The sequence below is a fragment of the Gordonia prachuapensis genome, from assembly GCF_036350515.1.
GTDB lineage: Bacteria > Actinomycetota > Actinomycetes > Mycobacteriales > Mycobacteriaceae > Gordonia > Gordonia prachuapensis.
The window spans coordinates 37,130-50,412 of sequence record NZ_JAZDUE010000004.1 but is presented as its reverse complement, the minus strand read 5'-3'; the positions used below and the strand labels follow the sequence as shown (position 1 = coordinate 50,412).

The window sequence follows — 13,283 nt, the reverse complement described above, 5'->3', positions numbered from 1 at the left end:
GGATCACGGGCGTGGATACCTCCCGCACGCTACCAATCCGACGCCGGCCCGAGAGACCGGACTACTCCTGGAACTGCGACCGCATCGCGCGGTAGCCACCGTCGACGTAGCGCACGTTGGTGTAGCCCAGGCCGGCGATCTCCTCGGCGATGACGGGGGCCTGGGACGAGACGGACACGACAGCGATCTCGGTGTCGGGGTTGCGCACGATCGGGAATGTGCCCGACGGCGTGGGCGTGAACTGCTCGCGCACGTCGGTCGGCTCCACGACGACCGCCCCGGGGAGGCTTCCCTGGTGGCGCATCACCTGCGGACGTGCGTCGACGAGGACTGCACGCGACGACTGGCAATGCTCTCGGGCGTCGGCTGCTGTTATCGAATTCACCACTGACACTGGTGACTCACCGTTCCTGTGTGTATCTCGTTGTCGAATGATCGGGGGTGTGCGTCGGCTCCGGTCGGTGCCCCACGCCGTGGCGTGGTCATCGATCACGTATCCTCCGAGCCCCCACACAAAGGTTACGGAATTATCTCGATCCGGCAAGTTCTGCCCCACGCGGCGTGAAATTCTCAGGGACTCCTAGGGATTCACTCAGCCGCGGCCGCGGCCGGCGATCCGCTTCGGACCGCGCTTTCCCCAGGTGTCCGACCTCTTCGCGTAGCCGTCGCGGGTTCCGCCGCCGCGCTGGCCCTGCCCGCGTTTGGCGCCGCCGCGAGTGCGTGGCGGCCCGTAGTCACGCCGGATGTCGATGGGGTTTTTCCCGATCTTGGTGTGCCGCAGCGACGCCAGGGTCTCGTTGTCGAGGTTCTCGGGCAGTTCGACCAGCGAGAAGTCGTCACGGATGCTGATGTTGCCGAAGTCCCCCCTGGTCAACCCACCTTCGTTCGCGATGGCGCCGACGATGGACCCCGGTGACACCTTGTGGCGGCGTCCGACTGCGATCCGGTAGGTGGCGAACTGGCCACCGGACCGGCGTGGCGCCCGCTCCCGACGCTCGGCTCGTTCACCCTCGGGCGGATCGGGCGCCATGAGGAAGCCGCCGTCACGTGTCTCCAGCGCCAATGCCGCGGCGACGTCGGCCATGGCGACGTCGTGCTCCTGCGCGTAGTTCTCCACGAGCTTGCGGAACAGGTCGAGGTTGTCGGACGCGAGGTTCTCGGTGATCGAGTCGGCGAACTTCGCCACCCGCTGGGCGTTGACGTCCTCGACGCTGGGTAGACCGATCTCGGCGAGGGTCGATCGCGTGGCCCGTTCGATGGCCCGGAGCAGGTGCCGCTCTCGCGGGGAGACGAACAACAAGGCGTTTCCGGACCGACCGGCTCGACCGGTGCGACCGATGCGGTGGACGTAGGACTCGGTGTCGTGTGGGATGTCGTAGTTGACGACGTGGGAGATCCTGTCGACATCGAGCCCGCGTGCGGCCACGTCGGTGGCCACGAGGATGTCGATGGAGCCGCTCTTGAGTTGGTTGATGGTCCGCTCGCGCTGTGCCTGCGCCATGTCGCCGTTGATCGCGACCGCGGAGAATCCGCGCGAACGCAACTTCTCCGCCAGTTCCTCGGTCGCCGACTTGGTGCGCACGAACACGATCATGGCGTCGAAGGTCTCGACCTCGAGGAATCTGGTCAGTGCGTCGAGTTTGCGCTGATGCGACACCTGCAGATAGCGCTGGGTGATGTTCTGCGCCGTCGCGGTCCGCGACTTGACGGTGATCTCCTGCGGATCGTTCAGGTAGCGCTGTGCGAGACGTCGGATGGCGCTCGGCATGGTGGCCGAGAAGAGCGCGACCTGCTTGTCGTCCGGGGTTTCGGCGAGAATGCGCTCGACGTCCTCGGCGAAACCCATCGTCAGCATCTCGTCGGCCTCGTCGAGCACCAGGAAGTCGAGTTCGGAGATGTCCAGCGTCCCCTTGTCGAGGTGATCGATGACGCGGCCGGGCGTCCCCACGATCACCTGGGCACCACGGCGCAGACCGGACAGCTGCACCCCGTAGCTCTGGCCGCCGTAGATCGGTAGGACCCGAACCTCGGGTAGGTGCGCGGAGTAACGCCCGAAGGCCTCGGCGACCTGGAGCGCCAACTCCCGAGTGGGGGCCAGGACCAGCGCCTGCGGCCGGCGCTTCGATGTGTCGAGCCGCGACAGGATGGGGATCGCGAAGGCAGCGGTCTTCCCGGTTCCGGTCTGGGCGAGCCCCACGACGTCGCGACCGTCCATCAGCGGCGGGATCGTCGCGGCCTGGATCGGCGACGGCGTCTCGTAGCCCACATCCGCGATGGCCTGCCGGACTTTCGGCGCGATGTCGAGGTCGTCGAAGGTGATGTCACCGGCTCCCGTGGAGCCGTCCGGATCCTCGGTGGCACTCATGCGCGCGCAGTCCTCTTCACACTGGCCAACTCTAGTGGCCGAACGCCCCGCAGGCGGAATCCTCGAGATCTGACACGGAGTGCTGTGACCGCCGCTACGCTCCGCGGACACCATTCTGTGATGCCGACCACGGATACTGGTACCGTCAGTTCCACTCAACAGAGCTGACGTGTTGACGCGGACAACACAGTGTCCGTTATGACCCATTTCGTGCGCGTAGGGGAGCCGCCATGCAGCAATACACCACACCGTCCGACCTCGCCATCGAGGACAAGGCGACGACGATCGACAGCATTCTCCGCTATCGGGCCGAACGTCCGACGATGCCGCTGCTGAAGCGGCGCTCCGGGGATCAGTGGATCAACGTCACCGCCAAGCAGTTCGTCGACGAGGTGGACGCGGTGGCGAAGGGTCTCATCGCATCGGGAATCAAACCGGGCGAGCGCGTCGCGATTCTGTCGTCGACGCGATACGAGTGGACCGTTCTGGACTACGCCATCTGGCGGGCCGGCGCCACGACGGTGGCGATCTACGAGACCTCAGCGCCCGACCAGGTGCAGTGGATCCTCGAGGATTCCGGCACCGCCCTGCTGTTCGTCGAGGGACATTCGCACTACACCAAGCACATCCGCGTCATCGACGAGGCACCCGCGCTGCGCGAGACCCTCGTGATCGACGATCATGCGCTCGCCACGATCACCAAGCGGGGCGCCAAACTGGGTGACGAGGAACTCGACGCCCGCCGTGCCCAGGCCCTGTCGTCCGATGCCGCCACCCTCATCTACACCTCGGGCACCACCGGCAAGCCGAAGGGCGTGGTCCTCACCCACGCGAACTTCCTCGCGGAGTGCGCCGCGACCCGCGACGCCGTCGGCGCCGGGATGGTCGAGGGCAAGTCGACTCTGCTGTTCCTTCCGCTCGCCCACGTGTTCGCCCGCGTCGTCGCCGTCGGTTGCATCGAGAACGGTGTCATCCTCGGGCACACCAACGACATCCCGAACCTGATCGACGATCTCGGCAAGTTCCAGCCGAGTTACGTGCTGTCGGTTCCGCGTGTCTTCGAGAAGGTCTACAACTCCGCCAAGCAGAAGGCCTACGACGGCGGCAAGGGCTCGATCTTCGACCGCGCCGCCGACACGGCCATCGCCTACAGCAAGGCGCTCGAGGACGGCAGTCCCGGACTCGGTCTGAAGATCAAGCACGCCTTGTTCGACCGGCTCGTGTACGGCAAGCTGCGCGCCGCGCTCGGCGGCAACTGTGAGGGCGCGATCTCCGGTGGCGCGCCCCTCGGCGCCCGCCTCGGGCACTTCTTCCGCGGCGTCGGCATCCCCGTCTACGAGGGCTACGGCCTGTCGGAGACCACGGCCGCGGTGACCGCGAACAACGAGGAGCACCAGAAGGTCGGCTCGGTGGGACGACCGGTCCCGGGCGTGACGGTCGCCATCGCCGACGACGGTGAGATCCTGCTCCAGGGCCCCGTCGTGTTCGGCGGGTACTGGAAGAACGAGAAGGCCACCGCCGAGTCGATCAAGGACGGCTGGTTCCACACCGGCGACATCGGTCACCTCGACGACGGCTATCTGTTCATCACCGGTCGCAAGAAGGAGCTCATCGTCACCGCGGGCGGCAAGAACGTCTCCCCCGCACAGCTCGAGGACACCATCCGAGCGCATCCGATGGTCTCCCAGTGCCTGGTGGTGGGCGACAACAAGCCGTTCATCGCCGCGCTCATCACCATCGATCCCGAGGCCGCGCCCGGCTGGCTCGAGCGTCACAACCTGCCCGCGGACACCTCGATGGCGGACCTCGCACAGAACGAGACCCTGTGGGCCGAGATCGATGCGGCCGTGAAGGACGCCAACACCAAGGTGTCCAACGCCGAGGCGATCAAGAAGTTCGCCATCCTGGAGGGCGACTTCACGATCGAGTCGGGCGAGCTGACTCCGACGATGAAGTTGAAGCGCAACGTGATCCACGACGCACACAAGAAGGCGATCGCGGACCTCTACACCTGATCGCACTGGCCAGACGCCCGGTCTCCGTCGAGGGACCGGGCGTTTGGTGTGTCGCGACACGTCATCTCCGCGACACCGCATTCGCCGAGACCGGGATCCTGCTCCGCCCCAGGTATTCTGACACCCGATGAATCGAGATCTCGCCATCGACGCGACGCGGGGGCTCGCGATCTGGAGCATGATCTCGCTGCATTTCGCCGCCGGCACGCGCATCGCGGCGCCCACCCATGCATATCCGTACGTCGACGGGATGTCGGCGTTCGTGCTGCTCTCGGGGCTGGTTCTCGGCCTGGTCTACCGGCGATGGATCGAACGTGCGTCGTTGCGGTTCGCGTATCGGCGCCTGACACGACGGCTGGCGGTTCTGTACGTGTGCCAGCTGACCATCTCGATCGTCGCGGTCGCCGCCGCACTCGCCGGGCACCGGTGGCTCACCCTGCTGCTCCCCGTCGACGGCTGGTCGGACGGTCTGCAACTGGCGTTCACGATGCGCTATCTCCCCAGCGGCGGGAACATCCTGTTGCTGTACATGGTGCTGATGGCGTCGGCGTACCTGCTGTTTCCCTTGCTGATGCGGAACCGGTGGCAGATCATCGTCGCCGGGTCCCTGGTGTTGTACGGGATCTCACTGCTGTGGTCGCCGGATTGGTTCTACGTCACCTCATTCACCGCGGGACACCGCATCCAGAACTGGGCGGGCTGGCAGATCATGTTCGTGCCCGCGGTGGTGATCGGCTGGAAGTGGCGCGACTGGGATGTGGCGGGCGTCATCGAACGGCACCTCGCACTCGTCGTGGCGAGCGCAGTCGGTTTCGCACTCCTGATGCACTTCGGGGTCGACGCGGGGCCGTGGATGCGGTTCGAACCCGCGCTGGCGGACAAGCTGGATTTCCGTCCCGCACGCGCCGTCGGCGCGTGGCTGCTCGTGCCGGCGATCTACGGCGTGTTCGTGATGTTGCTGCGCCGCTGGCATCACGACTGGCTCCGCCCGCTGGTGATGACCGGCACCCGCAGCCTCGACTCCTACGTGCTGCAAGCACTCGCGCTCGTCATCCTGCCCATTCACATCGCCCATCGCCCATGGAGCACGACGACGAGTCTGTGCGTCGTGATCGTGGTGTTCGGGTTGTGCTGGGCGTGGGCGGAGTTCCGCCGCGAGTTCGCGATCGACAAACTGCACCGGCTGCCGATGGTGCTGCACAACCGGTTTCGGAGGCATCCCGGCGGCCCCGACACCCCGGCCACGGGCCGGTCGGACCGGAGGGATCTTGCGAGCGTCTCCCCCGATCCCTGAGGAGCGAGCCTGCGAGCGTGTCCGCCGGACCCTGAGGAGCGAGCTTGCGAGCGCGCCGCCCTGAGTAGCGAGCTTCACCCCGGTCCCTGAGGAGCGAGCTTGCGAGCGTCACGAAGGGCCCTTCGTGACGATCCTCCGCTAGCGCTCCGGATCTCCTCCAGATGACGCAGCCGCGCCCACGCCGGGTGCTGGCCCGCCTTGGCCGGCCCCGCGCCGAGCACCACCGAAAGGACCGCCGCCTGACCCCAAAACCCCTCCGACCGGGACAAGCTCGCAATCTCCTCGGGCACCAAACCCGACCCTGAGCCTGAGCAGTCCCACCCTCACGCGACCAAAGCTCGGATGAAGGATGTTGGGCACCAACCCGTTTGCACGCTAGGTAGAGCACGCGTCAGGGCAGACCCCGGCCCGGAACCCACACCTCAAGCCACACCCCAAGCCGCGAGCACCACCACCACGCCCCGCGGCCATACCCCCACGCCACCACCACCATCAGCGACCTCTTGACCCCCAACGCCATAGGATGCTCAGGGACCAGGTGATTGGCCCACCCCCGACCCGTCACGAAGGGCGATCATCTACCTTGCCTCGTAGAGAATCCCTCGCCCGATCGCCTCTCGCACGACCGGTAGCGCCGCCTGCGCGAGCGCATCGGCCTCCACCCCATGGAATCCGGCGAGCAATTCGATCAGCGCGGCCAACGGCACCTCACCGCGGCACCCGGCCAGAAGCGCTCGCGAGACCTCGTCCACACCGAGGACCGCACCGGGACCGCCCGGGCGTCGTACCGCGGCCGAGATCTGCTGCCAGCCTTCACTGCCGGGGAGGTACTGCTCGTCCAGGAAGACCGGTGCCGACGACAGCCTCGTGGCCAGCAGTTGGTCGTCGGTCGTCGTCCGCAGGTAGTGGCGCCGAGCCAGGAACGCTTCGGCTTCCGGTCCGGTGATCTCCTCCCCTGCGCCGACGATCTCCTCGATGACCTGGTCCGGCTCGCCGCGCGTCCCGTCGGGCGGGCGCCGCAGGGTGATCGACCCCATCCCGATGCCGGCGATGTCGTTCTCGCGGAACCAGTCCAGCCATCGCGCACCCCGCTCCGCCGCGACGTCGGTCGTCTCCCCGGCATCCGAGAGCCACAGCGAGATGTAGCTGATGGGATCGGCGAACTCACGTTGCACCACCCACGCGTCGAGTCCGGTGCCGGCGAGCCATCCCCGCACCCGGTCCTGCCAATCCGTGTCGTTCGGCACCATCCAGTTCGCCAGCAGCTGCGCCGTGCCACCAGGATTGAGATGCGCGGGAACCTGTCGGATCAGATCGGCGCACAGCGCGTCGCCGGCGACACCGGAATCGCGGTAGATGTAGTCCTGCGTTCCCGCCCCGATGACGAACGGCGGGTTCGACACGATCAGGTCGAACCGCTCCCCCGCAACAGGTTCGAAGAGGCTGCCCGAACGCAGGTCCCAGCTCATGTCGTTGAGACGAGCGGTCGCCGCGGCCAGCGCCAGCGCTCGCGGGTTGGTGTCGGTTGCGACGATCTCGTCGCAGTGCGTGTCGAGGTGCAACGCCTGGATGCCGCAGCCGGTCCCGATGTCGAGTGCACGATGTACAGGTCGCCGGATCACCGCCCGCGCCAACGACACCGACGCACCACCGATGCCGAGGACGTGGTCGGGCGCCACCGGACCGGCGCGCATCACGGCGTCCTGATCGGACACCACGAGATAATCACGGACGTCGTCGGCGTGCGGACGGATGTCGAGCGCAGCCCGCAGCATGTCGCCGCCACCGGATCGCATCAGCACGCCGTTGCCGAGCAGCGCATCGATCCCGGATTCCGGGAATGACTGCGCCACATCTTTTTCGGACTCGTCGGAGCCGAGAAGGAACAGGCGTACGATCGTCGCGAGCGCCGTGGTCGTCTCCGGTACGCCGAGGGTGGCGGCGAGCGCGGGCCACCAGACACCACGACCGAGCGCCTCGTTCGCGGCCTCGCCGAGGAGATCGCCGACCCCGTCGCCGGTGTATCCGGCGCAGCGTAGATCCCGGCCGAGCGCGTCGATGACGTTCGCGTCGGTGAGCGGCATGCCGGCGGTCATCCGACCTTCCGGTACTTCTTGTGCATGGCCTGTTTGGACACGCCGAGCAGCAGTCCGATCTCGGCCCAGGAGAGACCGGCGTGCCGAGCCCGCCGGACCGCCACCTCCTCCTCGCGAGCGAGGTCGCGTCGCCGGGCGGCGACCCGCGCGAGTTCCTCGACCGGCGTCCGCCCGTCGTCGGCGTCGAATCCCGTCTTCATGGCACCAGCGTGCCGTCTGCGCCGCCTCGCGTCAACTGCGGTTGACGGTCGGCGGCCCGTGCGGAACTTATGTTGTGCACAACCAAAATCGTGTAGCGTCGATGACGTGACCGATGTTCGACTCGATGAGCAGCTCTGTTTCGCGCTGTACTCGGCGTCGCGGGCAGTGATCGCGGCGCAGCGGCCCGGCCTGGCAGAGCTGGGGCTGACCTACCCGCAGTACCTCGCGATGCTGGTCCTCTGGGAAGAGGACGAGATCACCGTGACCCGGCTGTGCCGGAGATTGCAACTGGATTCCGGCACGGTCTCCCCGCTGCTCCGCAGGCTCGAGACACTCGGGTACCTGACCCGCCGCCGATCGACGGAAGACGAACGGTCGGTCACCGTGGCCCTCACGCCCGAGGGCGCCGCCCTCGGGGCACGCGCGGACTGCGTGTACGACTCGCTGACGTCGGCGATCGCGGAGGCCGCCGAGCAGGACTCCGACCACGAGATCCCCTTCGACATCGATGATCTGGTCCGACTCCGCACCACACTGCATCAACTGACCGGCGAACTGCGCCGGCATCTCGATGAAGCAACCACCCGAAAGGACGCACCATGAAACCGATCTACACCGCCGAGGCCCTCGCCACCGGTGACGGCCGCAACGGGCACGCCCGCTCATCGGATGGGAAGCTCGATCTCGACCTGGACATGCCCAAGGAACTCGGCGGTTCGGGCGTCGGCACCAACCCCGAGCAACTGTTCGCGACCGGCTACGCGGCGTGCTTCCACAGCGCCCTGCGGCTCGTTGCCGGTCAGGCCGGCGCCGACGTCACCGACTCCACCGTCGGCGCCCGGGTGTCGTTGGGCTCCAACGATTCCGGCGGCTTCGAGCTCGCCGTCGAACTCGAGGTCACGCTGCCCGCGATGGAGGCGGGGACGGCCAAGGAACTCGTCGACAAGGCGCACGAGGTCTGCCCGTACTCGAACGCCACCCGTGGGAACATCGACGTCACGCTGACCATCGCCGACGACTGAGCGACGTCCCCGCTCGCAACACCTTCCGAAAGGACCCATGACTTCCCTCGATCTGATTCGTACCAAGAAGGACGCCCGCGGACCCCGCATCGCACGGCTTGCGCTGGGCACCATCCTCACCACAGCGGGGATCGGCCATCTCACGTTCCAGCGCAAGGAGTTCCAGGCCCAGGTCCCGGACGTCATCCCGCTGGACAAAGACTTCACGGTGGTCGCCTCCGGGGTGGCCGAGGTCGGTCTGGGCCTGAGCCTGATCGCCCTCCCACGTCACCGCCGGACGGTGGGTGCGATCGTCGCCGCCTTCTTCGTCGCCGTGTTCCCGGGCAACATCCATCAGTACCGGGAGAAGATCGACGCCTTCGGTCTCGACACCGACGGCAAGCGCCTCGGGCGGCTGTTCGGCCAACCGGCCCTCGTCGCGGCCGCCTGGTACGCCCGCGGCTGATACGCCGCCTATACCGACGGGCCGGCAACCACACCGGCCACAACCACCACTCGACGGCTCGGCGACACCGCCGAGCCGTCGAGTGGCTCTCATCGTCGCCGAGATCGTGCTACATGTGGTGCAGGAACGTCATCCGTCGCCGCAATGCCGGGGCATACGGAACACTCACCCGACGCGATCTCTCTGCGCTCGCGTTCTCCGGACGCCAGAAAGGCGACATCTGCGATGACCACCCTCGACGACGCACCCACCCCGACCGACCTCAGCAACCCGCTGCGTAGCCTGACCGCATCCGAGATCATCTCCGCACGAACCATTCTCGCCGAAGCCGGACATGTCTCGACCACCACACGGTTCGTCTACGTCGGACTCGACGAACCCGAGAAGTCGGCGATCCTCGCATTCGACGCCGGCTCCGGTCCGGCTCCGGACCGCCACGCCCGGGTCATGCTGCTCGACACCGCCACCGGAGACGCACTCGACGCCGTTGTGTCGGTGTCCCAGGGACAGGTGATCTCCACTGACGAGATCGACCACGCCGTCGGCCAACTGCCCATCCTGGATGCCGAGTTCGAACTCGTCGCCGAGTTCCTCGCCGGTGAACCCCGCTGGCGCGACGCTCTGCGCACACGCGGCGTCGATCCGTCGAAGACCGTCGCCGTACCGCTGTCGGCGGGAACCTACGAGAACCCCGGCGAGGCCGGAAGGCGCATAGTCCGCTCGTTCGCCTTCGTGCAGGAACACGACAAGGACCTACCGTGGGCTCATCCCGTCGACGGCCTCTGCGCCTACGTCGACATCATCAACCGCGAGCTCGTCGAGCTCATCGATCACCGGGTCTTCGACGTACCGGCGGAGTCGGGCAACTTCGACACCCCGGAGGTCGCCGGCCCGCCGCTCGAAGGTCTCAAGCCCATAGAGATCACCCAACCGGAGGGTCCCAGCTTCACCGTCTCGGGAGAGCACATCGAGTGGGCCAACTGGTCCCTGGACATCTCCTACGATCAACGCGAGGGCCTGATCCTTCGCAAACTCCGGTACCAGGGCCGCGACGTCCTCTACCGGGCGTCGATCAACGAGATGGTCGTCCCGTACGCGGATCCGTCCCCGAGCCGCTACTGGCAGAACTACTTCGACACCGGCGAATACGTGTTCGGTCGATATGCGAACGAGCTGGCACTGGGCTGCGACTGTCTCGGCGAGATCCACTACTTCGACCTCACCCTCGCCGACGAGCAAGGTGGGCCGCGGACCGTCAAGAACGGGGTCTGCATGCACGAAGAGGACTACGGGACGCTCTGGAAGCACTCCGACATCTTCACCGGCATGAACGAGGTCCGGCGGCAACGGCGTCTGGTGATCAGCTTCTTCACCACCGTCGGCAACTATGACTACGGTTTCTACTGGTATCTCTACCTCGACGGCACCATCGCGCTCGAGGCGAAGCTGACGGGCATCGCCTTCACCGCCGCGTACCCGGAGGAGGGCTCCGAATACCAGACCCTGGTCGCGCCCGGCCTCGGCCTCCCCTATCACCAGCACCTGTTCAGCGCCCGGCTCGACATGATGGTCGACGGCCTCGCCAACGCCGTCGACGAGGTCGACGCGGTGCGGGTCCCGATGGGTGACGGCAATCCCTGGGGCAACGCGTTCACCGTCGCCAGGACGCGGATCGCATCGGAGGCCGACGGCGCCCGGATGGCCGACGCCGCATCGGGACGCACATGGCACATCGTGAACACCGAGAAGACCGGCCGGATGGGCCATCATCCCTCCTACGCACTCCACGCCGAGCAGACCCCGATGCTGCTCGCAGACCCGGAATCCTCGATCGCGGGGCGCGCCGGCTTCACCACCCGGGCGCTCTGGGTCACGCGATACGATGCCTCCGAGCGGTATGCGGCAGGTGATTTCGTGAACCAGAGCGCGCTGGGGCAGGGACTGCCTGCCTACCAGGCAGCGGACCGGCCGACCGACGGCGAGGACATCGTCCTGTGGCACACGTTCGGCCTGACCCACTTTCCCCGCACCGAGGACTGGCCCATCATGCCCACCGACTACGCAGGGTTCACCTTGAAGCCCTACAACTTCTGCGACGCCAACCCCGTCATGAACGTGCCGCCGAACCCGTCGAAGCATTGTTGCGGCGACGACCGCTGATTCCGAGACCGCGTATCTTCTCCGACCATGGACGGTGACGCGGAGCTGATCTTCTACCACGGGCCGATGGGCGCGGGGAAGTCGACGTTCGCGCTGCAGACCCACTTCAACCAAGGACAACAGGGGCGAACGGGCCTTCTCCTGACCACCCTCGATCGCTCCGGCGAGGCCGAGGTGACCAGCCGGATCGGTCTGAGTGCGGATGCGGTCGCTCTCGGCCCCGGCGACGATCTCCAGGCGACGGTGCTGGGTCACCACGAGCGCCGCGAACTCGACTACCTCGTCTGCGACGAGGCCCAGTTCCTCAGCTCCACCCAGGTGGACCAGCTGGCGCGGATCGTCGACGACGCCGGGATCGACGCGTTCGCCTTCGGACTGCTCACCGACTTCCGGTCGGTGCTGTTCCCGGGCTCGGCCCGACTCGTGGAGATCGCCGACGAGGTTCACCGGATGCAGGCGATCGTGCTGTGCTGGTGCGGCCGGCCGGGATTCCTCAACGCGCGCATCGTCGACGGACGGGTGGCCCGGACGGGTGCGGTGATCGCCGTGGGCGACACCCACGACGGACCCGTCGTCTATCGGGCCCTGTGCCGGCGCCACTACGTGGAAGGCCGCGCGGCACGCTGATCAACCGCACGTGGTGCGCGAGGGGGGACTTGAACCCCCACGTCCGTAGACACTGGAACCTAAATCCAGCGCGTCTGCCAATTCCGCCACTCGCGCGTGTCGCCGGCCACACCGGCGCCGGGGTCAGCGTACCGCCCGCGAGCCGATCATCGCTGGCCAGGTACCGTCGAGGGTATGCAGTCAGGTTCGTCCACCCCGCGGCGCAGGCACCGTCCGGCGCTCATCGCGCTGGTGGTCATCGCTGCGGTGGCCTGTCTGACACTGGCCTGGTGGCAGTGGGATCGATACGAGTCGTCGTCGGGGACGGCGCAGAACCTCGGGTACGCGCTGCAGTGGCCGGCGTTCGCCGTCGCGGTGCTGTGGGCCTACCGCCGGTTCGTGGTGCTGGAGAACAACTCGGCGGAGCAGAGCAAGGTCGCGCACGGCACCAAGGGTCCGACCGAGATCCCGGCAGGCATCCTGCCCGACCGGCCGACGACGCCGAGCGCTTCCTCGTTGGCCTCGCGCCCCTCGGCGGGTGAGGACTCCGCGCTGGCCGAGTACAACACATTCCTGGCCGATCTCGATCGGTCCGACCATCCCGACGTGAGCAGTGAGGAACGCCCGAGGTGACCGACACGACCGACACAGGCACGACGACCCCCGTGGAGAAGGTCCGTGGCGCCTTGCTGCGCTACCGCGTCCTGGCGTGGATCACCGGCCTGTGGCTGCTGCTGCTCGTCGCCGAGCTGGTGCTGAAATACGGCTTCGACGTCGATGCACTCGATTTCGTCCCGATCGTGCACGGCTGGGTCTACTTCGTGTATCTGATCCTGACCATCGACCTCGCCATCAAGGTCCGCTGGCCCCTCGGCAAGATCATCACCACCTGCATCGCCGGTACCATTCCCTTCCTGTCGTTCTGGTTCGAGCACAAGCGCACCCAGGAAGTGAAGGCGGAGTTCGGTCTCTGACCGCCCTTCGTGACGCTCGGCTGGCGCCTCGCTCCTCAGGGAACGGCCAGAGTCACCACCCGATCCCTGAGGAGACCCGGAGCTTGCGGAGGGTCGTCACGAAGG

At 67.0% G+C, this 13,283-nt stretch carries 13 protein-coding genes and 1 tRNA gene; 9 read left to right on the top strand and 5 right to left on the bottom strand.

What is annotated here, in order from left to right; translation table 11 throughout:
* Positions 1-61: 61 nt before the first annotated feature.
* Entirely contained in the window at positions 62-394 is a 333-nt protein-coding gene (locus tag V1Y59_RS05930) for a rhodanese-like domain-containing protein (RefSeq protein ID WP_330503919.1), read from the bottom strand.
* A gap of 198 nt (positions 395-592) precedes the next feature.
* Positions 593-2,365, bottom strand: coding sequence for a DEAD/DEAH box helicase (locus V1Y59_RS05925; protein WP_330503918.1), 1,773 nt, complete (start codon positions 2,363-2,365; stop codon positions 593-595).
* 230 nt (positions 2,366-2,595) lie between these two features.
* Here V1Y59_RS05925 and V1Y59_RS05920 point away from each other — a divergent pair, with 230 nt between their 5' ends.
* Both V1Y59_RS05920 and opgC read left to right on the top strand, forming a co-directional pair.
* Positions 2,596-4,380 (top strand): AMP-dependent synthetase/ligase, encoded by a 1,785-nt coding sequence (locus V1Y59_RS05920; protein ID WP_330503917.1) that lies wholly within the window; start codon positions 2,596-2,598, stop codon positions 4,378-4,380.
* A 127-nt stretch (positions 4,381-4,507) separates the two neighbouring features.
* Positions 4,508-5,674 (top strand): OpgC domain-containing protein, encoded by a 1,167-nt coding sequence (opgC, locus tag V1Y59_RS05915; RefSeq protein WP_330503916.1) that lies wholly within the window; start codon positions 4,508-4,510, stop codon positions 5,672-5,674.
* 578 nt (positions 5,675-6,252) lie between these two features.
* Here opgC and V1Y59_RS05910 read toward each other — a convergent pair.
* Both V1Y59_RS05910 and V1Y59_RS05905 read right to left on the bottom strand, forming a co-directional pair.
* Positions 6,253-7,770: a DUF7782 domain-containing protein gene (locus V1Y59_RS05910; protein WP_330503915.1), complete on the bottom strand. Its 1,518-nt coding sequence runs from the start codon at positions 7,768-7,770 to the stop codon at positions 6,253-6,255.
* A complete protein-coding gene (locus V1Y59_RS05905) occupies positions 7,767-7,970 on the bottom strand; it encodes a hypothetical protein (protein WP_330432421.1) in 204 nt (67 codons plus the stop codon). Before V1Y59_RS05905 ends, V1Y59_RS05910 begins: the two co-directional genes overlap by 4 nt.
* 106 nt (positions 7,971-8,076) lie before the next feature.
* On the opposite strand from V1Y59_RS05905, the gene V1Y59_RS05900 reads away from it, so the two are divergent.
* From V1Y59_RS05900 to V1Y59_RS05880, 5 genes are all read left to right on the top strand, one after another.
* Positions 8,077-8,574, top strand: a complete 498-nt coding sequence (locus tag V1Y59_RS05900; RefSeq protein WP_330503914.1) for a MarR family winged helix-turn-helix transcriptional regulator — start codon at positions 8,077-8,079, stop codon at positions 8,572-8,574.
* A complete protein-coding gene (locus V1Y59_RS05895) occupies positions 8,571-8,993 on the top strand; it encodes an organic hydroperoxide resistance protein (RefSeq protein ID WP_330503913.1) in 423 nt (140 codons plus the stop codon). The genes V1Y59_RS05900 and V1Y59_RS05895 overlap by 4 nt, the downstream gene beginning before the upstream one ends.
* A 37-nt stretch (positions 8,994-9,030) precedes the next feature.
* The gene (locus V1Y59_RS05890) at positions 9,031-9,438 is read left to right on the top strand and encodes a DoxX family protein (protein WP_330503912.1); all 408 of its coding nucleotides are present in this window, start codon (positions 9,031-9,033) and stop codon (positions 9,436-9,438) included.
* A 225-nt stretch (positions 9,439-9,663) separates the two neighbouring features.
* Positions 9,664-11,598 carry a primary-amine oxidase gene (locus tag V1Y59_RS05885; RefSeq protein WP_330503911.1) on the top strand — a complete coding sequence of 645 codons (1,935 nt, stop codon included), beginning with the start codon at positions 9,664-9,666 and terminating at the stop codon, positions 11,596-11,598.
* Positions 11,599-11,625: 27 nt separating this feature from the next.
* Positions 11,626-12,225, top strand: a complete 600-nt coding sequence (locus V1Y59_RS05880; protein WP_330503910.1) for a thymidine kinase — start codon at positions 11,626-11,628, stop codon at positions 12,223-12,225.
* A gap of 11 nt (positions 12,226-12,236) precedes the next feature.
* On the opposite strand, the gene V1Y59_RS05875 is transcribed toward V1Y59_RS05880, so the two are convergent.
* A tRNA-Leu gene (locus tag V1Y59_RS05875) sits at positions 12,237-12,321 on the bottom strand.
* 78 nt (positions 12,322-12,399) lie between these two features.
* Between V1Y59_RS05875 and V1Y59_RS05870 the strand changes: the two genes are divergently transcribed.
* Positions 12,400-12,837: a transcriptional regulator gene (locus V1Y59_RS05870; protein ID WP_330432432.1), complete on the top strand. Its 438-nt coding sequence runs from the start codon at positions 12,400-12,402 to the stop codon at positions 12,835-12,837.
* Positions 12,834-13,178, top strand: a complete 345-nt coding sequence (locus V1Y59_RS05865; RefSeq protein WP_330503909.1) for a DUF3817 domain-containing protein — start codon at positions 12,834-12,836, stop codon at positions 13,176-13,178. Before V1Y59_RS05870 ends, V1Y59_RS05865 begins: the two co-directional genes overlap by 4 nt.
* The last annotated feature ends 105 nt before the right edge of the window (positions 13,179-13,283 follow it).